Below are 24889 nucleotides of genomic sequence, written 5' to 3'. Positions count from 1 at the left end.
GTCGCAACGTTTCGCCGACCCGTGGAAACCCGCAGCGGCCGCGAACGGCCCATCGCATGCGTCCTCCGACTGAGTTTCAACCCCGATTACGAAAGAACATAAAATGAGCTCCCGATCGAAACTGATGAATGGAGCCGCGCTCGGCGCGCTGGCGCTCCTGACCTCCGCGTCCGTCGCCTATGCGCAGCAGAAGCTGCCTCAGATCACGATTGGCGCCGCCGAGCGGCCTCCGGCCGTCGAGGAAGCGACGACGGGCGATGAGGGCATTGCGCCCGGGTTCAACGCGGCCCGCGCGAAACTGCCGATCTACCGCGATCCGCCCGGCGACACGGTGACGACCGTCAACACCAAATTCCTCAGGCCGACCCCGCTCGCGGACGTCCGGAAGGTGCTGGAATACAGCCCCGGCGTCTCCATCCAGCAGGGCAATAATGCGCGCGATCTGTTCATCTCGATTCGCGGATCGGGCAACCGGACCGGCGTCGGCTTCCCGACCGGCGTCCGCAACATCATGCTCTACGAAGACGGATTCCCGATCACGACGGCCGACGGCAATGGCCGCACCGACATGCTCGATCCGCACGCCTACGCCGACATCGACGTCTATCGCGGTCCGTCATCCGCGCTTTTCGGCAACTACGCCTATGGCGGCGCGATGAATTTCCGCAGCTTCTCCGGCGCCGAGATCGACGGCGTCCATACGGGGTCGGAGTTCGGCAGCTTCGGCTACATCAACAATTACGTCCGCGCCGGCAAGAAGGCGGTCGACAGCACGCTCGGCGTTTTCGACCTGTCGTTCTTCAGCTCCTATACGCTTGGCGACGGATTTGCGGCGCGCGGCGCCTATAAAGCCAAACAAGCCAAGCTTCTGGGCACATGGGAGGTGACGCCGACCGATCGGTTCATCTTCAAATATGTCGCCAACGACAATTCCGCCGAGTTCATCAACCGGCTCAACCAGAATCAGTTCTACCTCAATCCTTACGCGCAATATTACGGCTGCCCGATCGCAACCGGCATCAATGCGCCCTTCTGCAACAATCTGTTCGTGCCCGCCAACGGCATATTCACGGCGGGGCCCCCCTTTGCTCCCACCGCGCCGCTGCTGCGCCAAAGCGTCTGGCAACTCGGCACGCATCTCCATACGCTGCGACAGATCGGCGGCCTGCAATATGAGCACGACTTCGACAACGCCACGACCTGGCGATCGCAATTCACCTACGACTATTTCGATTACATCAACGGCGCCTGGCCGCCGCCGAAAATTGGTCCGACGAGCGTCGGCGGCCTCGGCGGCCCCGTGGGAATCAGAGGCCCCACCGTCGGCGTCACCGCGCAGACCGACATCACCAGCCACATCCCCTTGTTCGGGTTTCCGGCGACGCATTTCCTGCAGTTCTTCTACAGCAACGCAAAGACCACCAATCCGCTCTATAACCAGCTCCCCAACACCTGGTACAGCGGCGGAACGGGCGCGCCGGTCGCCAAGATCGATTCCTACACGTCGAACATCGGTTTGCGCGCGCGCGAAGAGATTGCGCTTGCGCCGGGTCTGACCGGGGTGCTGGGATTCAGCGCCAACTGGAATCGGGTCTGGGGCGTCAACACCGTTTACAACTACGCCGTCGGCCTGCAGCCGATCTTTCCGACGCAGGTCGCGGTCGACAATGATTATTGGAACACGGCGCCGGAAGCGTCGCTCACCTATCGCTACAGTCCCGAGTGGCAGGTCCGCGCGCGCTATGCGACAGGCTACAGCACGCCGACATTCGTGTTTCTCACCAGCACCCGAAACGGAGTCGGCGCCAATCCGCTCAAGGCGCAAACCAATATGGGCGTCGATCTCGGCGTCGACTGGACCCCGAGCCCCGAGCTCAACTTCAGCCTGACCGGGTTCAACGAATGGCATCGCAACGAACTTCTGACGCTGGGCAACGCGCTCGTGAACTATTCGCAAAACATTCCCTCTTCTATCCACCGCGGCATCGAACTCAACGCCGATTGGCGGCCCTATGAGGGATGGCGGCTGATCACCGCCTACACGTTCAACGACCAGTTCTTCACCAACTATACCGACGATCTGGGCACCATCGGCAACGTTCCGATTGTCTACAGCCGGTCCGGCAACAAAATCCCCAACGTGCCGCCGCATACGCTGACGACGCGCGTCGGCTATGACCAGCCCCATGGCGATCTCGCGGGGCTCGGGACCTATCTCGAATATGTCTACAAAAGCGCCTACACGATCGACAACGCCAACTTCACCAAGATCCCGAGCTACGGCGTGTTCAACGTGAACTTCCACTACAATCACGACGTCGCGAACTTCTATTTCAAGAATATCGAGCTCTACTTCGACATCTCGAATATCTTCAACCGGACCTATGTCGCCGGCGCGATGGTGCTCGCGAACTCGCTGATCGGCTCCACGCCCATCCAGACGCCGACGGCGCTTCTGTGGACGGCGCAGGGCGCCGGCATCATCGCCGGCCAGCCCCGCGCCTTCACCGGAGGCGTCAAGTTCAAGTTCTGACCCAAGACGACGTCGCCCCGCCCCACCAGGGCGACGCCTTGAAGCCGCGGCGAAGTTTCTGCGCCAGGATTCGCCGCGGCGCGGCCTTATTAGCGATCCGCTGTTCTTCCGATTGGAGAGCGCCGAAGCCTGAGAGTTTCAGTTCGATTGGCGAAGGAGGCGACGCAATGCTTCGCACTGGCCATGCAATGACGCGCCTGAGCGCCGCCGCGCGTCTCGCGGCGCTCGTCTGCGCGATCGCGGCGCCGTCATCGATTGCGGCGCTTGCCGACGGCGCCAGAGCTTCCGTCATGCACGGTCTTGCGCTCTATGGCGGGCCTGCGCTGCCCAAGGACTTCGATCATTTTCCTTATGCAAATCCCGACGCGCCGAAAGGCGGGACGCTGCGGCTCGGCCAGCGCGGCGGATTCGACAGCCTCAATCCGTTCAACGCACGATTCGGAGATGCGCCGCAACTCATGATCGGCAATGTTCTCGAAAGCCTGATGGCGCGTTCGCAGGACGAGCCCTACACGCTTTATCCGCTGATCGCGAAGTCCGTTGAGATGGACGACGCGCGCAAACAGGTTATCTTTCATATCGACCCGCGCGCGCGCTTCTCCGACAAGACCCCCATCACCGCGGCGGACGTTCTCTTTTCCTTCGAACTGCTGAAGGCAAAGGGCAGGCCGAACCATCGCGCGGTTTTCGCTCTGGTGAAATCCGCCGTCGCTCTCGACGATCACACCGTGCGTTTCGACCTGACCGGCGTGACGGATCGGGAAGCGCCGCTGGTTCTCGCCGCCATGCCAATTCTATCTAAGGCGACCACCAATGTGGCGCGCTTCGATGAACTCGACATGACGATTCCCGTCGGCTCGGGTCCTTATGTGATCGTTGAAGCAAAGGCCGGCGCGCGACTCGTCCTGCGGCGCGACCCCGACTATTGGGCGCGCGACATCCCGAGTCAGCGGGGACTCTATAACTTCGATGAGATCGACGTCGATTATTATCGCGACGGCGCGGCGTTGTTTGAGGCGTTCAAGGCGGGCCTGCTCGACTATCGCGAGGAGACCAGCGCCGCGCGCTGGTCGACGGGCTATGATTTTCCCTCCGTTCGGAACGGCGCCGTTGTGAAGGAAATCTTGCGGCCCGGACGTCCAACGGGAATGGAAGGCTTCGTTTTCAATCTGCGCAAAGCGATTTTTCGCGACGTGCGGCTGCGCGAAGCGATCGCCATGATGTATGACTTCGAGTGGATCAACGCCAATTTCTACGGCGGATTATATGTCCGCACCGAAAGCTATTTCGGCGACTCGGACTATGCCTCGACGGGGCGTCCTGCAAACGCGAGCGAACGCGCCTTTCTCTCGAAGTTTCCCGGCGTCGTTCGCGACGATATTCTCGAAGGCAGCTGGCGGCCGGTTCAGCACGACGGTTCGGGACGCGACCGCATCGTCGCAAAGCGCGCGCAAGAGCTTCTTGCGCAAGCGGGCTATAGGGTGGTGGACGGGCGTCTCCAGAAGAATGGCGTTCCCGTCGTGTTTGAGATCATGAGTCGCGACCGCGACGAAGAGCGGCTCGCGCTGAATTTCGCGTCGTCGTTGCGGCGGATCGGCATCGAGGCCAATCCCCGCACTTACGACGAGGTGCAGTATCACCGTCGGCGTCAGCGCTTCGAATATGACATGATGATCGGACAATGGCTGCCGGCCGCCGTTCCGGGTCAGGAGCAGTTGAACCGATGGACCACGGCGAGTCTCGACCGGGAGGATTCGGTCAATCTCGCCGGCGCCGCTTCGCCTGCGCTCGACGCGGCGGTCGATCATCTCATCGCATCGGCAACGAAGCAGGACAGCGTCTGGGCGGCGCGCGCGCTCGACCGGATCTTGCTGTCCGGATTCTATTTCGTGCCGCTTCAGCATGCGAACGCGATCTGGTGCGCGCATGGCGCCGCGCTCCGTCATCCGGCGCGCACGCCGCTGTTTCCGATGTTCCCTTTCGGCTTCACCCTGGAAAGCTGGTGGAAGCAGGGCCCCGCCGCGCATTGAGAGCCATGGCGCCCCGCGCGGGAAGGCGATAAAAACGTTCGGCGACGGCGACGCAGGCGGCGCAAGAGCCGTTAAACCCTGTCGCGCGTGAACGCGGGCGCTGGAGACGCATCATGGGGCAAGAGCCTTGGCCGACTGAACTGCGCCTTTCGGAAGGCGGACGCATGCTCAATGTGTCATTCGACGATGGCGCGCAGTTCGCGCTCACCGCCGAACTGTTGCGCACGCAAAGTCCGAGCGCAGAAGTGCAGGGCCATTCGCCGCAGGAGCACAAGACCGTCGGCGGCAAGCGCAATGTCGCGATCATCGCCGTCGCGCCGGTCGGCAATTACGCCGTGCGTCTCGATTTCGACGATATGCACCGGACCGGCATCTACACTTGGCATTATCTGCGCGAACTCGGAGAGACCGCGTCGGAACGCTTCACCGCTTATCTCGACGAGCTTGCCGCGAAGGGGCTCGATCGCGACCGGCCCGGAGAACAATAGAGCAAAAAACAAACGGCCGGCGGAGGCGCCGGCCGTCGATAAACGCCGCGGCGAAGTTCCTACCGCGTCACGACCACGCGCGTGCCGACCTTGACGCGATTATAGAGGTCGACCACGTCGTCATTGGTCATGCGGATGCAGCCCGACGACACCGCCTGACCGATGGTCCAGGGCTCGTTGGAGCCGTGGATGCGGTAGAGCGTGCCGGAGAGATACATGGCGCGCGCGCCGAGCGGATTGTTGATGCCGCCTTCCATGTGCCGAGGCAGGTCCGGGCGCCGACGCAGCATCTGCGCCGGCGGCGTCCAGTCCGGCCATTCGCGCTTGCTCGAAATATAGCGGGTGCCGGCCCATTCGAAGCCGGGCCGGCCGACGCCGACGCCGTAGCGGATCGCCTGGCCATTGCCGAGCGTATAGTAGAGGCGCCGCTCATTCGTGGCGATGATGATCGTGCCCGGCCCATATTTGGCGCCGAACGGCACGACCTCGCGCGGGACCGCGACCGCCTGCGGGCGGCCGTCGCTCGGTTGCGGGGCGTAGGAGCCGCCGCCAAAAAGCGCGCCGAAAGGATCGAATGCCGGCGCGGGCGGCGGCGTCGGGCTCCGCGAGAGCGCCGGCGAGGAAAGGGCGCCGAGCGCGCCGACTGCGCAGATCAGTGCGAATGCAAGACGCCGCATGATTTTCCCTTGTCCAAGTGTGGGCGAATCCAAGTGTGGGCGGACGTCGCGACGACGAAAGCGGCGCAACGGTTTCATGATTAGTCTCCAGGCCGCTCGCGCAAGCAAGCCCGCAGCGGCGCGAAAGCCAGAGCTTGTCGCGTTTCTTCCGCGAATTGTGGCAGACTTGCAACAGTGACGCCGCGCTGTACTCAGAACTTAAGCGTGGAGGCCTGTTTCACGCCGGGCAGGCTCTTCAGCGCGGCGAGCGCGTCCGCCGGCAGGTCGCCGTCGATGGCGACGAGCGCGACGGCGTCGCCTCCCGGTCGATCCCGGCCCAGCGCGAACGTCGCAATATTGACCTCGGCGTCGCCGAGCGCGCCGGCGAATCTGCCGATGAAGCCGGGCCTGTCTTCATTGGTCACATAGATCATGGACGACGCGAATTCGGCGTCGACGCCGGTGTCGCCGATGCCGACGATTCGGGGCTTGCCGTCATGGAAGACCGTGCCCGAAACGCGGATCTCGCCTTGCGCCGTATGCGCGCAGAGCGTGACGAGCGATTCATAATCGCCTTGCGCGTCGCGGGTGATTTCCTCGATCGACAGTCCGCGCTCCTTGGCGAGAATCGGCGCCGACACCGGATTGACGTCTTCGAGGATCGGCCGCAGCAGTCCCGAGATGGCGGCCGCCGTGATCGGCCGAATCTTCTGGAAGGCGACGACGCCTTCGAAAACGATCGACAATTTGTCGACGCCCGAGCGCGCGACCTGACCCACGAAGAGCCCGAGCTTTTCGGCGAGTTCGACGAAGGGTTTGACCCGCGGCGCCTCTTCGGCGCTGATCGAGGGGAAATTCACGGCGTTGATGATCGCGCCGCGCGTCAGATAGTCCGCCATCTGCTCGGCGATCTGCAGCGCGACCTTCTCCTGCGCTTCGCTCGTCGAGGCGCCGAGATGCGGCGTGCAGATGACATGCGGATGCCCGAACAGCGGGTTTTCCGTCGCCGGCTCATGAGCGAAGACGTCGAAGGCGGCGCCGGCGACATGGCCTTCGTCGAGGGCTCTGCGCATGGCTTCCTCGTCGACGAGCCCGCCGCGCGCGCAATTGACGATGCGCACGCCTCGGCAGGTCTTGGCGATGTTTTCCGCCGAGAGGATATTCTTCGTCTGCGGCGTCAGCGGCGTGTGCAGGGAGATGAAATCAGCGCGCGCGAGGAGATCGTCGAGTTCGACTTTTTCGACGCCGAGCTCGGTGGCGCGCTCTTCGGTGAGATAGGGGTCGAACGCGATCACGCGCATTTTCAGGCCGAGCGCGCGTTCGGCGACATTCGCGCCGACATTGCCGCAGCCGATCACGCCGAGCGTCTTGCCGGTGATTTCGACGCCCAGAAAGCGATTCTTCTCCCATCTGCCGGCATGGGTCGAAGCGTCGGCGGCGGGAATTTCGCGCGCCATGGCGAACATCAGCGCGATCGCATGTTCGGCGGTGGTGATGGAATTGCCGAAGGGCGTGTTCATGACGATCACGCCGCGCGCCGTGGCGGCGGCGACGTCGACATTGTCGACGCCGATGCCGGCGCGTCCGACGACCTTCAGCTGCGGCGCCCGCTCGAAGATTTTGGCGGACACTTTGGTCGCCGAGCGGATGGCGAGTCCGTCATAGTCGCCGATCGCCGCGGCGAGCTTGTCGCTGTCCTTGCCGAGCGTCGGTTCGAAGTCGACGTCCAGTCCGCGCAGCCGGAAGATCTGCGCGGCGGCGGGAGAAAGAGAATCGGAGATGAGAACGCGCGGCGGCATGGACGTCCTGTTTCTTTTTCTGCAGGCGGAGAATGTTCCGCGTGTCGCATCTTAAAGGGCGGCCCGAGACGCATGAACGGCGATCCAGGGCGTCGCCGTCATGGCGTCAGGATATGGCGTCAGTATATTGACGCATCGCGTTCGCCGCACAACGACCTTCTGCGACGTCCCACAGAGCGGAAATAAATTGCTGATAATGCATGCGCTTCAGTCTGCCCCGCGGCCGATCCTGCGACGCGCCTCTGTCCTGCGGCGCGGCTGATCGTCCATTTCGCCGCCGTCCGGCTGATGTGCGCACGCGCGTCGCCTGTCTCACGCCGCTGGCGCGGCTTCGGCGCAGGCCTCCGCATAGGCCCAATCGAGCCAGCCGGTCAGCAGCGCCACGTCCGACGCTTCGACCGTCGCGCCGCACCAGATTCGAAAGCCCGGCGGCGCGTCGCGATAGGCGCCGAAATCATAGCCGGCGCCTTCGCTTTCGATCATCGCCGCCATTTTTTTGGCGAGCGCCGCCTGCGCGTCGGCGTCCTTCGCGGCGCTCTCTTTGGAGAAGATGAGACAGACGCTGGTGTTCGAGCGGGTCGCCGGATCCTTGGCGAGAAAATCGATCCAGGGCGTCCGTTCCACCCAATCGGCGACGGCGCGCGCATTGGCGTCGGAGCGCGCGAACAGCGCCTCGAGTCCGCCGATCGACGTCGCCCAGGACAGCGCGTCGAGATAGTCTTCGACCGCGAGCAGCGACGGCGTGTTGATCGTCTCGCCTTGAAAAATCCCCTCGTTCAGCTTGCCCTTCTTGGTCAGGCGAAAAATTTTCGGCATTGGCCAGGGCGGCGTATGGCTTTCGAGCCGCTCGACGGCGCGCGGCGACAGAATGAGCATCCCATGCGCGGCCTCGCCGCCGAGAACCTTTTGCCAGCTGTAGGTCGTCACATCGAGCTTGGCGAAATCCAGCGGATGGGCGAAGGCCGCGGAGGTCGCGTCGCAAATCGTCAGGCCCTTGCGGGCGGATGGAATGAAGTCGCCGTTCGGGACGCGCACGCCGGACGTCGTGCCGTTCCAGGCGAAGACGACGTCATTGTCGAAATCGATCTGCGAGAGATCGGGCAATTCGCCATAGGGGGCGACGCGGCTTTGCGCCTTCTCGATCTTCAACTGGTTGAGAACGTCGTTGACCCAGTCCTTCGAGAAGCTTTCCCAAGCGACGACGTCGACGCCGCGCGGGCCGAGCAGCGACCAGAGCGCGATTTCAACGGCGCCGGTGTCCGACGCCGGCACGACGCCGATACGGTAGTCGGCGGGAACGCGTAGAGTTTCGCGCGTCAGCGCGATCGCCTGCGCCAGTTTCTCCTTGCCGGGCTTCGACCGATGCGAGCGGCCGAGCGCGGCGCCGGCCAGATGTGCGAGCGCCCACCCGGGCCGCTTGGCGCAGGGGCCGGACGAAAAGCAGGGATTGGCCGGTTTGGCTTCGGGCTTCGCCACTGTGACGGCGACGGTCATGGCGGTGTTCCTCTAGCGGCGGCCCTTCCGATTGCGCAGGAGGAGCCATTGGGTTCGCGCGATTCTCGAGTATCCTCGCCGCACGGCGTCGCTTCAAGAAGCGCCGTCGGATGGGGAGGGCCGTAATGTCGGAGAACGCCGAAGAAGACTATCGCTATTTTCTCACCTACAGCGGGCTGCGGCTGCCGCTCAATCTCGTCGGGCCGCTCGAGGCGGACGCGATCGCCAACCGCAATACGTATTTTCGCGCGACCTATGACTCGGAAGGCAGGCTTACGAGTTGCGAAAAGCTCGTCTATGGCGAGGTCGAGCTGCGGCACGACTACGCCTATGGCGCGGATGGCGCGCTGACGCGCGCGCGCATCGCCATGGGCGAGGACGTTTCCGAGATCGACTGCGGCGCGGACGGCGCGCCGCTGCGCGGATGATCGTCAGGCGCGTGCGGCTTCCTGGGGCGTCTTGGCGCTGATCGCCAGAGCGTGAACCCGATCGGCGAGCTCCTCCGAGAGGAGCGCATTGACCAGACGGTGCCGTTCGACCAGGCTCTTGCCCTCAAAAGCTGCGCTTACAACCTCCACGGTGAAGTGGGTTTCGCCGTCGGCATGGTGATGGCCATGGCCGGCGTGGTGATGCGAGTCGTCGATGACATTGAGCGCCGCGGGCGCGAGGCCTTCGGCGAGCTTTTTTGCGATGCGCGCCTTGACGACGCCTTTACCCTGATCCGTCATTTTTCGTCTCCTGGTCGACGCCGAATTAGCACATTGGCGCGCGGTTGTGCTTGCGGCTTGCTGCGGCGCCATCATAATGGAATGAAATGAACCTGAATTCGCCCCTCTTCGACCGCATCCGAACGCAGCGGGAGCCCCGCGAGGCCCCGCGCGCGACCATGATTCGCTGCGATTCGCCGGGCTGCGAGGCGGAGGGCGCCTATCGCGCGCCGATGGGCCGGCTGCGGGAAGGGCAGTATTTTTGCTTCTGCCTCGAACATGTGCGCGAATACAACGCAACCTACAATTATTTCAACGGCATGGATGACGCTTCGGTCGCCCGCTACATGAAGGACGCCACCATCGGCCACCGACCGACCTGGTCGATGGGCACGCGCCGCGGGCATGCGGGGTTTCGCGAGGACGCGATGGCGGCGGTCGATCCGCTCGGCGTCTATCGGCAACGCTTCCGCCGCCCGCCGCCCGCCGCGGAGCGCCGCGCGCCGCGCCATTCGCCGGTGACGATCCGGGCGTTGGTGGCGATGGGCCTCGAGGAGACCGCGGACGCCGAGACGATCCGCGCGCGCTACAAGGAGCTCGTCAAGCGCCATCATCCCGACGCCAATGGCGGAGACCGCTCCCGCGAGGAAAAATTGCGGGAAATCATCCATGCCTATAAGACGCTGAGGGCCGCCCGCTTGGTCTGAGCGCCCGGACAGAGCAGGATTTTCCGCCGCGGGCATGACGGAATGGGCGCAAGCTATGCGCGGCGCACAGCCGCGCAACGGAGGACGCATTTTGGTCGCGCTAGAACACGCCGCAACGGGTCTCGACAGCCTTCCGGACATGAAGATTTCCGTGCGCCAGGTGTTTGGAATCGACTCCGATATGGAGGTTCCGGCCTTTGCCGAGCGCAACGAGCATGTGCCGGACCTCGATCCCGACTATCTCTTCGATCGGCAGACGACGCTCGCCATTCTCGCCGGCTTCGCCAAGAACCGGCGCGTGATGGTGACCGGCTACCACGGCACCGGAAAGTCGACGCATATTGAGCAGGTCGCGGCGCGGCTCAACTGGCCCTTCGTGCGCGTCAATCTCGACAGCCACATCTCTCGAATCGACCTCGTCGGCAAGGACGCCATCGTCCTGAAGGACGGCAAGCAGGTCACCGAATTTCGCGACGGCATCCTGCCCTGGGCGGTGCAACATAATGTCGCGCTGTGCTTCGACGAATATGACGCCGGACGGCCCGACGTGATGTTCGTGATCCAGCGCGTGCTCGAAGTCTCCGGCCGTCTGACGCTGCTCGACCAGAACCGGGTCATCCGGCCGCATCCGGCCTTTCGCCTGTTCGCGACCGCCAATACGGTGGGGCTCGGCGACACGTCGGGCCTCTATCACGGCACGCAGCAGATCAACCAGGCGCAGATGGACCGCTGGTCGATCGTCGCGACGCTCAATTATTTGCCGCATGACGCCGAGACCAACATCGTGCTCGCCAAGGTGAAATCCTATGGCGCCACGAAGGAGGGCCGCGACGTCGCCAACAAGATGGTGCGGGTCGCCGATCTCACGCGCAACGCTTTCATGGCCGGCGACCTATCGACGGTGATGAGCCCGCGCACGGTGATCACCTGGGCGGAGAACGCCGAGATTTTCGGCGATGTCGGCTTCGCCTTCCGGATGACCTTCCTGAACAAATGCGACGAGCTGGAGCGCCCGCTGGTCGCCGAGTTCTATCAACGCTGCTTCGGCAAGGAGCTGCCCGAAAGCGCCGTGAATGTGGTGATGACCTAGGCGCGGCAGGCCCGCGGTCGGCGTCTATCCACAGCACGACGCTTCAGCCGGAACGAAAATTGCTCGCGTCTTGGGCAAGTGTACTGACGCGAGGGCCATATGCCGCTTTACGCCTATGTCTGCGACGCCTGCGCGGCGGAATTCGAGCTGCTGGTGCGCGGATCGGAGGTTCCGGTCTGTCCCAAATGCGGCGGCGAGAAGCTGCAGCAGCAGGTTTCTCGCATCTCCAAGGAAATCAAATATCCCGCGATCGCCAAATCCTGGCGCCAGCGCGCGGCGGCGGAAGGCGATCTTTCCAATTTCAGCAAGGCCGAACGCAAATTGTAGGCTTTCCGACAGGAGGACGGGGGAAGGCGTCCTCCCGCGCGGTTCGCATCAGTTGCAGTCGATGAGGACGGGGTTGCCGTAGCCGTTGCGGATGCGCTGAACGATATCCCGCGTATCGTTCACATTGTCTCCGGCGGCCGAAATCACCACGCTCAAGCCGTCGGTGTTGCAGGGGCCCGCCTTCTGTCGACGCACGCAGACGGCATGGGCGCGCACATTTCCCTTGGTGCCGCCAACGCCGGCGGCGTCCCCGCCGATGTCGGTCATGCCGTTGTTGCGCAGCACGCGGTCGATGTCGCGCACGCAGCTGCTGAACGGCAAGCGCGACTCGAAGCTCATGACCCAGAGCGCTGCGGCGCGCGCGTCGGTTGACGCGAAACTGGCGAAAAGCATGGCGGCCGCGAACGCCGCGGCGTAAAGCGAAGACGACGTCATCTGACTCTCCTGAAAATTTGAATGACAACGGATTGATCCTAGCCGTTCCGTCGGCGTGCGCGTCACGCGTTTGAACGAGGCGAAGCGCGCCAAAACGCCCGCCTCGCGGCGCATTTCGCTTGCGGCTTCGCCGGACGGCGCGCATAAAGTCGCAACATGCCTCCATCGCCGACCAATCGACGGCCAGCCTCGCCCAAGGAGGCGCCGCAGGAGCCGTTCAAGCGCGCCGTCGCCGGAGCGATGCGGGCCATGGCGCGCTCGCCGGCGCTCGACGTGATGTTCGCGCCCGAACGGCCGTCGCTCGTCGCGGGCAATGACGGGGCGAAGGCGCGGCTGACGGAGCCGCCGCGGAAGCTGAGCCTCAAGGATGCGGCGATCCTGCGCGGCCAGGCGGACTCGCTCGCGCTGCGCCTCGCCTGCCACGACGACGCGCTGCATCGGCGTTTTGCGCCGGAGCCCCACGACGCCCGCGCCGCTTTCGACGCGCTGGAGCAGGCGCGCTGCGAATCGATTGGCGCGCGGCGGATGCCGGGCGTCGCCGCCAATATCGGCGCGATGCTCGACGACCGCTATCAGCGCAGCCACGCCGCCGAGATTTCGAGCCGCGAGGACGCGCCGCTCGAGGATGCGCTGGCGCTCCTCGCCCGTCAGCGGCTCACGGGCCTGACGCCGCCGCCGAACGGGCAGAAGATCGTCGAACTGTGGCGCGACACGATCGAGGAGCGCGCCGGCGTCGACCTCGACCGGCTGAGCGGCGCCGTCGAAGACCAGAAGCTCTTCGCCCAGATCGTGCGCGAACTGCTCGCCCATCTCGACATGGCGAGCGGCGAAGCGCCGGACGAGACGAGGGCGGACGAAGAGAGCGAGGAGGCGCCGCAAAACCCCGACGAAAGCGAGAACGACGAGCAGGACGATCAGGAGTCGAAGAGCGCCGCAGAGATGGATACGGCGCTCGCCGCCGACGACGCCCAGGAGGAAGGCGAAAGCGACTCCGCGGAAGCGCCCTATGGCGAGACCGAGCGGGAGGCCGACGCCGGAGACGCCGAAGAGGCCGCCGAGGCGCGCCGTCCGGCGACCAACGCCGCCGAGCGCGCGGGCGCCGATTACCACGCCTACACGACCCGTTTCGACGAGATCATCCGCGCCGAGGAGCTGTGCGACGTCGAGGAGCTGGACCGGCTGCGGGCCTACCTCGACAAGCAGCTCTTGCATCTCTCGTCGGTCGTGGGACGGCTGGCGAACCGGCTGCAGCGCCGGTTGATGGCGCAGCAGAGCCGTTCCTGGGAGTTTGACCTCGAAGAGGGCATGCTCGACCCGGCGAGATTGCCGCGGATCATTATCGATCCGCAGCAGCCGCTGTCCTTCAAGCGCGAAAAGGACATGGATTTTCGCGATACTGTGGTGACGCTGCTGCTCGACAATTCCGGCTCGATGCGCGGGCGTCCGATCACCGTCGCCGCCACCTGCGCCGACATTCTCGCGCGCACGCTGGAGCGCTGCGGCGTCAAGGTCGAGATTCTCGGCTTCACCACCCGCGCCTGGAAAGGCGGTCAGTCTCGCGAAGCCTGGATCGCCGAAGGCAAGAAGACCAATCCCGGCCGTCTGAACGATATCCGCCACATTATCTATAAGGCGGCCGACGCGCCTTGGCGGCGCGCCCGGCGCAACCTCGGCCTGATGATGCGGGAAGGGCTTCTGAAGGAGAATATCGACGGCGAGGCGCTCGATTGGGCGCATCGTCGGCTGCTCGCGCGTTCCGAGCAGCGGCGGATCCTGATGATGATCTCGGACGGCGCGCCGGTCGACGACTCGACGCTCTCGGTCAACGCCGGCAACTACCTTGAACGCCACCTGCGCCAGGTCATCCATGAGATCGAGACCAAGTCGCCGGTCGAACTCATCGCCATCGGCATCGGCCATGACGTCACCCGCTATTACCGCCGCGCGGTGACGATCGTCGACGCCGAAGAGCTGGGCGGCGCCATGACGGAGAAGCTCGCCGAACTGTTCAGCGAGAACGCCGCGCCTGCGCCGCCGGCGCCCAGCGGGCGCCGATCGCGCGCGCCGCTCGCCGTCGGGCGCGCCTGAATCGCGTTTTCTTCGTTAACGACTCTGCAACGATTCGGCTCCTCGCGCGTTTGTCATGTGTGAGGGTTGATTCGTAAGGGGATCGTGATGGCGTTCATACACTGGCAGGATAAAGCGCCTCCGCGGGAGGCCAGCGAGGCGGAGCGGTTTGTGTGCGTGACGGCGGTTCTTACGCTGGCGGCGTTGCCGTTCGCGCTCTGCGCCGCGCTGACGATTTGGGGTTCCTGACGGTGTAGCCGCGCGGCGGATGGCCATGCTGGCCATGACTGGCTGCGCGTCGGCGTGAATGATGCCCCAGGCGACAACGAGCAGGCGAGCATTTCTAAAAGGCGCGAGCGTGGGAGTCGCCACGCTGGCGTCGGCCGACGGGAGGCGCGCGTTTTCTGCGGAAAGCGCGCGGCTCGGCTTTGCCAATGGCGAGAGGCCCCTGGTCCGCTATCCCGGCAAGCGCGCGCTGATCGAGCAGACGGTCCGTCCGCCGCAGCTCGAAACGCCTTTTTCGGTTTATGACGAAGGCGTTTTGACGCCGAACGACGCGTTCTTCGTGCGCTATCATCTGGCGGACATACCGCTCAGCATCGATCCGCAAGCCTTTCGCCTCGAAGTTCGCGGCCATGTCGAGACGCCGCTCTCGCTCTCGCTTGCCGAGTTGAAGAGCGATTTCGAGCCGGTCGAGATCGTCGCCGTCAATCAATGTTCGGGCAACAGCCGCGGCTTCGTCGAGCCTCGGGTCGGCGGCGGCCAGTTCGGTCACGGCGCGATGGGCAACGCCCGCTGGCGCGGCGTCGCGCTCAAGACGCTGCTCGAAAAGGCCGGCGCGAAGGCGGGCGCGCAGTCGGTCGCCTTCAACGGACTCGACTCGCCGGTGGCGCCGGAGACGCCGGATTTCGTCAAGGCGCTCGACATCGGCCACGCCGGCGACGGCGAAGTGATGCTGGCTTACGCCATGAATGGGGAAGACCTGCCGTGGCTCAACGGCTATCCGCTGCGGCTGGTGGTCCCCGGCCGCTATGGAACCTATTGGGTGAAGCACCTCAACGACATCGAGGTTCTCGACAGGCGCTTCGAAGGATTCTGGGTGGCGACCGCCTATCGCATCCCGGACAACGACTGCGCCTGCCTGGCGCCGGGGGCGCCGAAAGGCGCGATGCGGCCGATCGAACGGCTCAATATACGCAGCTTCATCACCCGGCCGGCCGAAGACGCGAAAGTCGCGGCGCATGTCGCGTTCGAAGTGAAAGGCGTCGCCTTCGACGGCGGCCACGGCATTGAAGCCGTGCTGGTCTCCGCCGATGACGGCGCGAGCTGGACCGCCGCGCGGCTCGGCGACGATCTGGGCCGGTATTCGTTCCGGGAATGGCGGACCGAACTGTCTCTGCCGCCCGGCGCGCATCATTTGAAATCCCGCGCCGTCAACCGCATCGGCCATTCGCAGCCCTTGGCGCCGCTATGGAACCATGCCGGCTATATGCGCAATGTGGTGGAGACGGTTCGGATCGAGGCGGTCTAGCGAAGAGATGCAGCGCTTGCGCAGAACGACCATGCTCATTGCGGCGGCGGCCGTCCTCGCGCCCGCGCTCTGCGCCGCCGAGACGCTGACCTATTCTCTGCCGGAAGAGACCGCTGAACTGCGCGCAGGGGCTGGTCAGGAGACCGCGCAGAACAATTGCACGGCCTGTCACTCGGTCGACTATATCGCGCGCCAGCCGCCCAAGATGGGCAAGCCCTATTGGGAAGGCGTCGTGAAGAAGATGATCGTCTCCTATCACGCGCAGATCGATGAAGCCGACGCCGCCGCGATCGTCGACTATCTCGCCGCGACCTATTGAGCGACGCCTGGAGCAGGTTCCGAAAAAGTTGAGAGACCTTTTCGATGAGAGCCTGCTCCAACGTTCTTATTTTGAGCGATTCCTTATCGATCACATGATTCCATCTGATCGGGAAGCGCTCTAAGACGCTTCGCCGATCGGCCATTCGCCCTTGTAGACGCCGCCCTTGTTGTCATGGGCCTCGACGCGGATCGTCTTGGCGCCGTTCGGCGTATAGGTGAAGCGGAACGTCGGATCCTCGGACAGCGAGATGCCGCCTTCCATTTTGAAGATCGGCGCGTCGCCCTGATAGACGTCGACCGATTCGATGAAATGCGCCGGCAGATAGGCGCGCGAGACGGGGTCCATCTGCATGCCCGAGGCGTTCGGATGGCGGATCATGATCTGCGCCTCGCGCTTCGCCGGATCGGCGCTTTTGAACGCGCGATATTTCATCTTGCCGAGATTGGCGATCGCCTCGTCCTGATCCTTCACCGCGGGCGCCGAACAGCCGCCGGAGGCTTTGACGAATTTCGCGTCGGCGCGCAGCTTTCCGTCGCTTGTTTCGGCCACCGCATGGACGTTGCTGTAGGAATTCACGCGCACGCGGGTTTCGATGAAGCCGACGCCGGCCTTGTCGCCGAGCGTGAAGGCCGCCGCCATTGGCATCGGGTTCTGGTCGATGACCAGCGTCGCGACCTTGATCTGCGAAGGATCCGAAAAGCGCATGGTCATCGGCACGATCGCCGCGTCTTCGGCGCGCGCCGGCGCGTCGAGCGCGATGGCGCCGTCAGCCGCCGCGATCGGCCGGCTGTGGAAGATGTCGACGACGAGTTCGGGCCAGGGATCGGGGGCGGTCTGGGCGATGGCGGCGGTCGCGATAAGGCCGAACAAGGCGCCGGCGGCGCAACGGGCTGCTGAGTTCATTTCCGGCATCCTCCAAACACCTCGGTCATTGCGCGCGAACGAAGCCATCCATCGAAAGGCGTTCGGGAGCCGCTTTCGGCGCCGCGCGCCGCGCAATGACGGCGAAAACGCTGATCGGTCGAGAATAAGCGCCAGCCTTCGCCGCGTCACGTGACAAAGTCATCCTTACGGCCCCTCCCATTCCAACTCGGCGAATCCGGCCGTGGCGTTGCGGGCGTTGTAATCGTCGAACAGCCGCCATTTCTCCCGCTCTTCCGCGCCCGCTTGCTTGGCCGCCGCGGCGACGCTCTCGCCCTTCTTGATCGCGGCGCGCAGATCGGCGGTGAGCCGCATCAGATAGGCGCGCTGGTCTTCGAGCGCCTTTGGCCAGGGCGCCGGAATCGGGCCGTGCCCGGCGACGACCTGCGTCGCCTTGATCGCCGCGAGCCGGTCGGCGACGTCGAGGAAGCCGAGGAGGCTCCCGTCGACGACCGGCACATGCTGGAGAAAGAGCAGATCGCCGGAAAAGAACACGCCACTGTTCGGGTCGAGGATGGTGAGGTCGCATTCGCTGTGCGCGGTGCGCCACGCCTGCAGGACGATCTCGCGATGGCCGAGATCGAGCGTCATTGTGTCGTCGACGGTCACCGTCGGCGGCACGATCGTGACGCCGTCGAGCGCGTCGCCCATCAGCGCGCGAAAGGCCGCAAGATAATGCGGCCCGCGCGCGGCGAGCGCCCGCGGCAGGTTTTTATGCCCGACGAATGTCGCGCCGGTCTCGACGAAGGCGCCATTGCCGAACGTATGGTCGGGATGGGCATGGGTGTTGATGACGTAGCGGATCGGCTTTTGCGTTTTCTCCCGCAGCGCCGCAAGGAAGGCGCGGCCCTCGATCAGGCTGCCGCCGGTGTCGATCACCGCGACGGCGTCGTCGCCGACGATGGCGCCGAGATTGGCGATGTCGCCAAGATTTTCCCGAGTCATGAGGGACGTTTTCCCCTCATGCGCATACACGCCGGGCGCGATTTCGCTCAGCGAAAAGGCGCCGGCGGAATGTGCGGCGACCAGCGGCGCAAGGGCCGCGAGGAGCGTCAGCATGCGACGCAACATGTTGTTAGCCTTGGCTGTTTTAAGGGTTTGGGGATGCGCCGCATCGCGTGGCGGCGCCTTCGTTTTTTGCGATTGCGATTCACCCGCCAGCAACATATTATCCCGCCGTTTCCGAGTTAAAAGATGCGTCCCGGACGGGAACCGGGAGCTTCTCGCCGCTGGCGGACTTTTTGTCCCGCCGGCATGAGACATAAACGGAAATCGCCTTCCCAATGTCGAGGCGCCTAGGAGGCGCGACGTCGGCGGCGGCGCAACAATAATGCGCGCCACGCGTCGTCAGGAGGAAAAGCTCATGCATAAACTGTTGTTGTCGACTTCGGTGGCTGTACTCGCGCTCGCCGGCGCCGCGAAGGCCGACGATTTGCTGACCCTGCAGAAAGACCCCAAGCAGTGGGTGATGCCGACGGGCGATTACGCCAACGTGCGCCATTCCGCTCTTAAGCAGATCACCACCGAGAACGTGAGCAAGCTCGCGCCGGCGTGGCAGTTCTCCACCGGCGTTCTGCGCGGCCATGAAGGCGCGCCGCTCGTCATCGGCGACGTGATGTATCTGCATACGCCGTTCCCCAACAATGTTTATGCGCTCGACCTGAAGGATCCGGACCACAAGATCATCTGGAAATACGAGCCCAAGCAAGATCCGTCCGTCGTGCCGGTGATGTGCTGCGACACGGTCAACCGCGGCCTCGCCTATGGCGACGGCAAGATTTTCCTGGCGCAGGCCGACACCACGCTCGTCGCGCTCGACGCCAAGACCGGCAAAGTCGCCTGGTCAGTGAAGAACGGCGATCCCTCCAAGGGCCAGACCTCGACCGCGGCCCCGCATGTCTTCAAGGACAAGGTGTTCGTCGGCATCGCCGGCGGCGAATTCGGCGTTCGCGGCCACATCACGGCCTATGACGTGAAGACCGGCAAGCAGGCGTGGCGCGGCTATTCGATGGGTCCGGATGAGGACACCTTGATCGAGCCGGGCAAGACCACCCATCTCGGCAAGCCGGTCGAGAAGGACTCGGGCACCACGACCTGGGAAGGCGATCAGTGGAAGATCGGCGGCGGCACCACCTGGGGCTGGTACAGCTATGATCCGGAACTGAATCTCGTCTACTACGGTTCGGGCAATCCCTCGACCTGGAACCCGAAGCAGCGTCCGGGCGACAATCGCTGGTCGATGACCGTTTGGGCGCGCGACCTCGACACCGGCAAGGCGAAGTGGCTCTATCAGATGACGCCCCACGACGAGTGGGATTACGACGGCATCAACGAGATGATTCTCGCCGACCAGGACATGGGCGGTCAGAAACGCAAGACGCTCGTTCACTTCGACCGCAACGGCTTCGCCTACACGCTTGACCGCGTGACCGGCGAGTTGCTCGTCGCCGAAAAATATGATCCGGCGGTGAACTGGGCGACCAAGGTCGATATGGACAAGAGCTCCAAGACCTATGGCCGTCCGCTGGTCGTGTCGAAATATTCGACCGAGCAGAACGGCGAAGACGTCAACACCCAATATGTCTGCCCGGCGGCGCTCGGCTCCAAGGACCAGCAGCCGGCGAGCTATGACGCGGCGACCGGCCTGTTCCTGGTGCCGACCAACCACGTCTGCATGGACTATGAGCCGTTCCGCGTCAGCTACACGGCGGGCCAGCCCTATGTCGGCGCGACGCTGGAAATGTTCCCGGCGGGCAAGGACAAGGGCGAGACCCACACCGGCAACTTCATCGCCTGGGACGCCAAGACCGGCAAGATCGTGTGGTCCAACAAGGAGCAGTTCTCGGTCTGGGGCGGCGCGACGTCGACGGACGGCGGCGTCACCTTCTACGGCACGCTCGAGGGCTATCTGAAGGCCGTCGACACGAAGACCGGCAAGGAGCTCTACAAGTATAAGACTCCGTCGGGAATCATCGGCAACGTCACCGTCTATGAGTCCGGCGGCAAGGAATATGTCGCGGTGCTCTCGGGCGTTGGCGGCTGGGCCGGCATCGGCCTGGCGGCGGGCCTCTCGAAGAGCAGCGAAGGCCTTGGCGCCGTCGGCAACTATGCGTCGCTCGCCAATTACACGGCGCTCGGCGGCGTGCTGACGGTTTTCGCTCTGCCGAACTAGTCAGCGGCGCGCGAAGCTAACAAATTGCCGGCGCTCGGCGGCACCGTTAAGGTGCGCGCCGAGCGTCCGCGTTTAAGGTGTGGGAAGAGACCAAGGAGAGTGGTGATGAGATCGTCGCTGGCCGGAGCGTTGGCTCTGGGCGTCATTTTGTGCGTTGGGGGCTCCGCAATGGCTGAACCGCCGGGAGATCCCAAAGCCGTCAAATCCGTCGACGGCAAATATTTCGACGCCAAAGGCGACCCTACCTATAACGTCGGCCCCGACGGCAAGGTCGACTGGTACACCTTCTCCGGTTATCGCCGCTATCATGCGGAATGCCACGTCTGTCACGGCCCGAACGGCGGCGGCTCGACCTATGCGCCGGCGCTCAAGGATTCGGTGAAGCGCTTCGACTACGCCGAATTCGCCGGCATCGTCATCGGCGGCCGCCAGAACGGCAACAGCGTCATGCCGGCGTTCGCCGAAAACAAGAACGCCGCCTGCTACATCGACGACCTCTATGTCTATCTGCGCGCGCTTTCGACCGGCGCGATCGAGCCCGGCCGGCCGGCGAAGAAGGAAGATCGTCCCGAGGCCTTCGCCAAGGCCGAGGCCGAATGCATGAAGAATTAAAGGCGTCTGCAGCGATCGCATGATCGGCTTCAACACATGCCGGCGCAGCCTGACTGCGCTGTTCTTGTCGATTTGCGCCGCCGCAAGTTTCGTTGCGGCGGCTCCGTCTCTTGCCCAGCATATGGGGCCCGACTTCGGCGCAAAGGGCGACGACAGTCAGGGGTCGATCGAACTCGTCGACCCCAAGACGCTGCGCGTTTGCGCCGATCCGAACAATCTCCCCTTCTCGAACGACAAGGGCGAAGGCTTCGAGAACCGGATCGCCGAATTCCTGGCCAAGAAGCTCGGCAAGGCACTCGCCTATTCCTATTATCCCGGCGCCACCGGCTTCGTGCGCAACACGCTGAATGCGCATCTTTGCGACGTCATCCTCGGCATGCCGCAGGGCAATGATCTGGTGCAGCCCACCAATCCCTATTACCGCACGACCCACGCCATCGTGACGCGCGCCGGCACAGCCCTCGACGGCGTGAAGGCGCTCGACGATCCCCGCTTGAAGGAAAAGCGGTATCGCATCGGCCTCGTCGCCAACACGCCGCCCGGCAATGTGCTGGCGATGAACGGCCTGATGGCGTCCGTGAAGCCCTATGCGCTGATGGTGGATACGCGCGTCGAATCTTCGAGCGCGGCGATGATCCACGATCTCGAAAAGGGCGACATCGACATCGCGCTGCTTTGGGGTCCGATCGCCGGCTGGTACGCGAAACATTCGAGCGAGAAGCTGAACGTCGCGCCGCTGCCGGAGACGCCCGGCGCCCGAATGGCGTTTCGCATCGGCTTCGGCGTTCGCCATTCCGATCAGAATTTCAAGCGCGAGCTGAACACGCTCATCGCCCAGAACAAGGCCGATCTCGAGCGCATTCTGCTCGATTACGGCGTTCCGCTGCTTGACGAGCAGGGTCATCCGATTACGGTTGCGCAATGACCTCCATCCTGCGTCCGGCTCGCCGCCTTTTCGCGCTCTGCGCGGCTTTCGCCCTCAGCGTGGCCTTCGCCTTCATGGCGTCGGCGGCCCTGGCCGAAGCGCCGCCGGAGCCGGAAGGCTATCGGCTGGACAATTATCATGGGCCGACGCCCGCGACGCTCAAAGGCGCGACAGTGCTCGACACGCCGCAGGCGTTCGAGTTGTGGAGCGGCAAGAAGGCGGTCTTCATCGACGCGCTGTCGCATCCGCCCAAGCCCGAAGGGCTGCCGAAGAACGCGGTCTGGCGCGAACCGAAGCGCTTCGACATTCCCGGCAGCATATGGCTTCCCGACACCGGCTTCGGCGCGCTTTCGGAGCCGATGGCGCGCTATTTCGAGCAGGGACTGGCGCGCGCCAGCGGCGGCGACAAGGCGAAGCCGCTGGTGTTCTACTGCCGCACCAATTGCTGGGCGTCGTGGAACGCCGGGAAACGCGCGCTCACGCTCGGCTATACGAATGTGATGTGGTATCCGCCCGGCGCCGACGGATGGGAGCAGGCGGGCCATCCGCTCGAGGAGCGCCAGCCGGAGCCGCGCGAATAGCGCGCCTTAATCGAACAGCCGAATGTCATTCCCGACGCGCGCGTCGCGCGCGATCGGGAATCCAGGAAAGCCGCCTTTTGCGCTCTTGCCCGGATTGCCGATCAGGCCTCCGGCCTGTCGGGCATGACGCGCCCGGGCGGAGCCGCCCTCACTCCATGGCCTGCTGAATCGCCCGCGCGAGCGCGCCGAAGCGCTGCTCGATCAGCGCCGGACTTTCGCACACGTAACCCACCATGCGCCGTTGCTCTTCGAAGAGCCGCAGGCGCCATTGCAGCGCATCGCTCGCCTTCTTGATCGCGTCCGGATCGGGCGGCTTCTGATCCTGCAGGCCGCGCAGCGTTTGCGTCTCTTCGCGCGCCATTTCCGCCATTCCCTTCAGGCGTCGGCCGAAACGATCGAGTCCGTTCACGACGGCGCGCCGCTCGTCGTTCATGCGGTCATAAACGCCGGCGAACAGCGTCGTCAGCCGCTGCTTGCGCTGATCGCCGGCCGATTGCGCGAACTGCGTAATGAGCCCCTCGGCTTCCGTCATCGGCGTGCGCCGCTGCGAAAGGCGCGCGACGAGATCCGAGAGTCCCTGATCGTCACGCCAATGTTTCATCGCGTCGTCGAGCGGCGGACCGGCCCAGACGCCAGCGACCGAGAGTTCGGGCACGCGCACCTGTCGGCACGGCCAGTCCGGCTGTCCCTGCGGCTGCGGCGCTTGCGCCGCCGCCGCGTCGGTCAGGATGAGCGAAAGGAACGCAAGAAGCAGGCTGCGATGGGTCATGAGGTTTGCCGGACGCCGCAGGATCGCGACGGGTTATAATGCCCCATGCAGATCGTCCCCGTCATCGATATTCGCAATGGCGCCGTCGTGCGCGCACGCGCCGGCGCTCGCGACGCTTACAGGCCGATGTCGTCGCCGCTTGCGGCGACGAGCGCGCCGCCGGATATCGTCGCCGGTTTTCTGACGCTTCATCCTTTCAAAAAAATTTACGTCGCCGATCTCGACGCGATTCAGGAAACGGGCGACAACCAGCGTCAGATCGCGGCGCTCATTGATAGCTTCCCCGCGCTTTGCTTCATGATCGACGCGGGCGGGACGTCGCTGCGCTGGCGCGGCGCGGCGCGCACAGAATGCGTGATCGGCAGCGAGTCCTTGCGCGACAGCGAATCCCTGCGCGCGCTGAAGGACGCGCCCAACACGCTTCTCTCGCTTGATTTCCGTGACGAGGCGTTTCTCGGACCCGATGCGCTGGACGTGCGCGCAGATCTGTGGCCGCGTCAGATCATCGTCATGACCCTGACGCGCGTCGGCGTCAGCGCCGGTCCCGATCTTGCGCGACTCTCCCAGATCGTCGGGCGGGCGGGCGATCGGCGGGTCTACGCCGCCGGCGGCGTTCGCGACGCGCGCGATCTTGCGCAAGTTGAAGCGATCGGCGCGGCCGGCGCTCTTGTTGCGACGGCGCTGCATGACGGCGCGCTCAGTCGCGCCGACCTCGAGCGCTTCGCGGCGATGCGCCAACAAAAAAGGGAGCCTCGCGAGGCTCCCTTGGCAGGCGAATTGTCGTCGCTCAGTTCGCGGCGAATGGATGTTTCGCGGTGACGCGCGCCGACAACACGCTCCGAGCGGTCGGATCGCCCTTCATCGCGCGGGCGATGGCTTCCTTGGTCGCGGAGTAGTTGAAGTCCTGAATCTTCTGGTCGTCGTTGGCGTCCCAATGGATGAACACGCCGACGCAGATGAAGAGGTCGTCCGCCTGGCTCATCGGGATGACGCCCTCGGCGACGCTGTCGGCGACGGCCTTGGCGACGCCATACTGCGCCGGGCCGAACATTTGCACGGCCTGCTTGGCGTTCTTGATCGTCACCTTGTTGAACATCATCGTATAGGGCTTCACCAACAGGTTCGGCGCAACGACGGCGAGCAGCGTCGTGAAGCCGTCCTTGTTGTTGACGAGGCCGTTGGCGAAGGCCTTCTCGGCGGCGGAGCCGCGCGGCCCCATGATCAGGTCGATATGCGCGACCTCATTGCCGTCGCCGACGAGCGACTCGCCGACGCTGGTCTTGGCGCTGCTCGACGCGAAGCCGGATGACGGCTTCGGAAAGAGCGCGCCCAGTATTTTCTCAAAGAACGAAGCCATAATCCCATCCCTTCCCGTGCGTTCGCGTCCCTGCGGCGTCTTTGACTTTGCGCGCGCGGAATGCCCCTTATTCCTTTATGCGCCTTCCTCAGGGAAGACGAAAATTCCGCTGGCGATCGCCCCTCGCGCGCCAGACTTGAGGCGCCGCCGACGTCGTCCGTCGCGCATCCCTGCAGGAGCGGCGTGCGTCGGCCAGCGGTGCGCGGGCGGGGCGTTTCGAAAGCCCCGCCGACGCATGGTCTACGCGGCTCAGTTGGGCGCGAAGGGGTGCTTGGCTTCGTTGCGCTTGGCGACGACTTCCGAGGCCTTCGGCTCGCCCTTGACGGCGCGCGCGATCGCTTCCTTCGTCGCGGTGTAGTTGTAGTC

General features: G+C 64.5%; 25 protein-coding genes. 15 read left to right on the top strand and 10 right to left on the bottom strand.

Annotated elements, in window-relative coordinates:
• The first annotated feature begins 103 nt into the window (after positions 1 to 103).
• From AB7F41_RS14095 to AB7F41_RS14085, 3 genes are all read left to right on the top strand, one after another.
• Positions 104 to 2533 carry a TonB-dependent receptor family protein gene (locus AB7F41_RS14095; protein ID WP_428406627.1) on the top strand — a complete coding sequence of 810 codons (2430 nt, stop codon included), beginning with the start codon at positions 104 to 106 and terminating at the stop codon, positions 2531 to 2533.
• A 167-nt stretch (positions 2534 to 2700) separates the two neighbouring features.
• Positions 2701 to 4563: an extracellular solute-binding protein gene (locus AB7F41_RS14090; RefSeq protein ID WP_428385143.1), complete on the top strand. Its 1863-nt coding sequence runs from the start codon at positions 2701 to 2703 to the stop codon at positions 4561 to 4563.
• Positions 4564 to 4676: 113 nt separating this feature from the next.
• Complete coding sequence (locus AB7F41_RS14085) at positions 4677 to 5051, top strand: gamma-butyrobetaine hydroxylase-like domain-containing protein (protein ID WP_428385145.1); 375 nt, start codon at positions 4677 to 4679, stop codon at positions 5049 to 5051.
• Between the two features lie 59 nt (positions 5052 to 5110).
• Here AB7F41_RS14085 and AB7F41_RS14080 read toward each other — a convergent pair whose 3' ends face one another.
• The 3 genes from AB7F41_RS14080 to AB7F41_RS14070 form a co-directional block, all read right to left on the bottom strand.
• Positions 5111 to 5728 carry a L,D-transpeptidase gene (locus AB7F41_RS14080; protein WP_428385146.1) on the bottom strand — a complete coding sequence of 206 codons (618 nt, stop codon included), beginning with the start codon at positions 5726 to 5728 and terminating at the stop codon, positions 5111 to 5113.
• Positions 5729 to 5919: 191 nt separating this feature from the next.
• Positions 5920 to 7506: a phosphoglycerate dehydrogenase gene (gene serA, locus AB7F41_RS14075; protein WP_428385148.1), complete on the bottom strand. Its 1587-nt coding sequence runs from the start codon at positions 7504 to 7506 to the stop codon at positions 5920 to 5922.
• Positions 7507 to 7818: 312 nt separating this feature from the next.
• Positions 7819 to 9000 (bottom strand): phosphoserine transaminase, encoded by a 1182-nt coding sequence (locus tag AB7F41_RS14070; RefSeq protein ID WP_428385150.1) that lies wholly within the window; start codon positions 8998 to 9000, stop codon positions 7819 to 7821.
• A gap of 125 nt (positions 9001 to 9125) precedes the next feature.
• Here AB7F41_RS14070 and AB7F41_RS14065 point away from each other — a divergent pair, with 125 nt between their 5' ends.
• Positions 9126 to 9428 (top strand): DUF6156 family protein, encoded by a 303-nt coding sequence (locus AB7F41_RS14065; RefSeq protein ID WP_428385152.1) that lies wholly within the window; start codon positions 9126 to 9128, stop codon positions 9426 to 9428.
• A gap of 3 nt (positions 9429 to 9431) precedes the next feature.
• Here AB7F41_RS14065 and AB7F41_RS14060 read toward each other — a convergent pair whose 3' ends face one another.
• Positions 9432 to 9728, bottom strand: a complete 297-nt coding sequence (locus AB7F41_RS14060; protein WP_428385154.1) for a BolA family protein — start codon at positions 9726 to 9728, stop codon at positions 9432 to 9434.
• A gap of 86 nt (positions 9729 to 9814) precedes the next feature.
• Here AB7F41_RS14060 and AB7F41_RS14055 point away from each other — a divergent pair, with 86 nt between their 5' ends.
• The 3 genes from AB7F41_RS14055 to AB7F41_RS14045 all read left to right on the top strand — a co-directional run bounded on the left by AB7F41_RS14055 (position 9815) and on the right by AB7F41_RS14045 (position 11831).
• A complete protein-coding gene (locus AB7F41_RS14055; protein WP_428385156.1) occupies positions 9815 to 10414 on the top strand; it encodes a J domain-containing protein in 600 nt (199 codons plus the stop codon).
• A 91-nt stretch (positions 10415 to 10505) separates the two neighbouring features.
• A complete protein-coding gene (cobS, locus tag AB7F41_RS14050) occupies positions 10506 to 11504 on the top strand; it encodes a cobaltochelatase subunit CobS (RefSeq protein ID WP_428385158.1) in 999 nt (332 codons plus the stop codon).
• A 99-nt stretch (positions 11505 to 11603) separates the two neighbouring features.
• Positions 11604 to 11831 carry an FmdB family zinc ribbon protein gene (locus AB7F41_RS14045; RefSeq protein ID WP_428385160.1) on the top strand — a complete coding sequence of 76 codons (228 nt, stop codon included), beginning with the start codon at positions 11604 to 11606 and terminating at the stop codon, positions 11829 to 11831.
• A gap of 48 nt (positions 11832 to 11879) precedes the next feature.
• On the opposite strand, the gene AB7F41_RS14040 is transcribed toward AB7F41_RS14045, so the two are convergent.
• Positions 11880 to 12266, bottom strand: a complete 387-nt coding sequence (locus AB7F41_RS14040; RefSeq protein ID WP_428385161.1) for a hypothetical protein — start codon at positions 12264 to 12266, stop codon at positions 11880 to 11882.
• 156 nt (positions 12267 to 12422) lie between these two features.
• Between AB7F41_RS14040 and cobT the strand changes: the two genes are divergently transcribed.
• The 3 genes from cobT (at position 12423) to AB7F41_RS14025 (ending at position 16183) form a co-directional block, all read left to right on the top strand.
• Entirely contained in the window at positions 12423 to 14354 is a 1932-nt protein-coding gene (cobT, locus tag AB7F41_RS14035; protein WP_428385163.1) for a cobaltochelatase subunit CobT, read from the top strand.
• Between the two features lie 289 nt (positions 14355 to 14643).
• Positions 14644 to 15864: a molybdopterin-dependent oxidoreductase gene (locus tag AB7F41_RS14030; protein ID WP_428385165.1), complete on the top strand. Its 1221-nt coding sequence runs from the start codon at positions 14644 to 14646 to the stop codon at positions 15862 to 15864.
• A gap of 7 nt (positions 15865 to 15871) precedes the next feature.
• Positions 15872 to 16183 (top strand): cytochrome c, encoded by a 312-nt coding sequence (locus AB7F41_RS14025; RefSeq protein WP_428385167.1) that lies wholly within the window; start codon positions 15872 to 15874, stop codon positions 16181 to 16183.
• A 120-nt stretch (positions 16184 to 16303) separates the two neighbouring features.
• On the opposite strand, the gene AB7F41_RS14020 is transcribed toward AB7F41_RS14025, so the two are convergent.
• Together AB7F41_RS14020 and AB7F41_RS14015 are read right to left on the bottom strand one after the other, a co-directional pair.
• Positions 16304 to 17098, bottom strand: a complete 795-nt coding sequence (locus AB7F41_RS14020) for a quinoprotein dehydrogenase-associated SoxYZ-like carrier (RefSeq protein ID WP_428385169.1) — start codon at positions 17096 to 17098, stop codon at positions 16304 to 16306.
• A gap of 156 nt (positions 17099 to 17254) precedes the next feature.
• Positions 17255 to 18178 (bottom strand): quinoprotein relay system zinc metallohydrolase 2, encoded by a 924-nt coding sequence (locus tag AB7F41_RS14015; protein ID WP_428385171.1) that lies wholly within the window; start codon positions 18176 to 18178, stop codon positions 17255 to 17257.
• 292 nt (positions 18179 to 18470) lie between these two features.
• On the opposite strand from AB7F41_RS14015, the gene xoxF5 reads away from it, so the two are divergent.
• The 4 genes from xoxF5 to AB7F41_RS13995 all read left to right on the top strand — a co-directional run bounded on the left by xoxF5 (position 18471) and on the right by AB7F41_RS13995 (position 22397).
• Positions 18471 to 20279 (top strand): lanthanide-dependent methanol dehydrogenase XoxF5, encoded by a 1809-nt coding sequence (gene xoxF5 / locus AB7F41_RS14010; protein WP_428385172.1) that lies wholly within the window; start codon positions 18471 to 18473, stop codon positions 20277 to 20279.
• Positions 20280 to 20447: 168 nt separating this feature from the next.
• Positions 20448 to 20891 (top strand): c-type cytochrome, methanol metabolism-related, encoded by a 444-nt coding sequence (locus AB7F41_RS14005; RefSeq protein ID WP_428385174.1) that lies wholly within the window; start codon positions 20448 to 20450, stop codon positions 20889 to 20891.
• A 19-nt stretch (positions 20892 to 20910) separates the two neighbouring features.
• Complete coding sequence (locus AB7F41_RS14000) at positions 20911 to 21816, top strand: substrate-binding domain-containing protein (RefSeq protein ID WP_428385176.1); 906 nt, start codon at positions 20911 to 20913, stop codon at positions 21814 to 21816.
• The gene (locus tag AB7F41_RS13995) at positions 21813 to 22397 is read left to right on the top strand and encodes a PQQ-dependent catabolism-associated CXXCW motif protein (RefSeq protein WP_428385177.1); all 585 of its coding nucleotides are present in this window, start codon (positions 21813 to 21815) and stop codon (positions 22395 to 22397) included. The genes AB7F41_RS14000 and AB7F41_RS13995 overlap by 4 nt, the downstream gene beginning before the upstream one ends.
• A 148-nt stretch (positions 22398 to 22545) precedes the next feature.
• Here the strand turns inward: AB7F41_RS13995 and AB7F41_RS13990 are convergent, their stop codons facing one another.
• The gene (locus AB7F41_RS13990; protein ID WP_428385179.1) at positions 22546 to 23166 is read right to left on the bottom strand and encodes a hypothetical protein; all 621 of its coding nucleotides are present in this window, start codon (positions 23164 to 23166) and stop codon (positions 22546 to 22548) included.
• Positions 23167 to 23211: 45 nt separating this feature from the next.
• On the opposite strand from AB7F41_RS13990, the gene AB7F41_RS13985 reads away from it, so the two are divergent.
• The gene (locus AB7F41_RS13985; RefSeq protein ID WP_428385180.1) at positions 23212 to 23985 is read left to right on the top strand and encodes a HisA/HisF-related TIM barrel protein; all 774 of its coding nucleotides are present in this window, start codon (positions 23212 to 23214) and stop codon (positions 23983 to 23985) included.
• Here the strand turns inward: AB7F41_RS13985 and fae are convergent.
• The gene (fae, locus tag AB7F41_RS13980; protein ID WP_428385181.1) at positions 23954 to 24523 is read right to left on the bottom strand and encodes a formaldehyde-activating enzyme; all 570 of its coding nucleotides are present in this window, start codon (positions 24521 to 24523) and stop codon (positions 23954 to 23956) included. The two genes, AB7F41_RS13985 and fae, sit on opposite strands and share 32 nt — an antisense overlap.
• Before the next feature lie 249 nt (positions 24524 to 24772).
• Positions 24773 to 24889 (bottom strand): formaldehyde-activating enzyme (locus AB7F41_RS13975; protein WP_428385182.1); only part of this gene is annotated, 117 nt, incomplete at its 5' end.

Origin of the sequence: Methylocystis sp., assembly GCF_050251305.1 — a bacterium.
In the GTDB taxonomy this organism is placed as follows: Bacteria; Pseudomonadota; Alphaproteobacteria; order Rhizobiales; family Beijerinckiaceae; genus Methylocystis.
The sequence above is the reverse complement of the archived record's forward strand: the minus strand, read 5'-3'. Positions and strand labels throughout refer to the sequence as shown.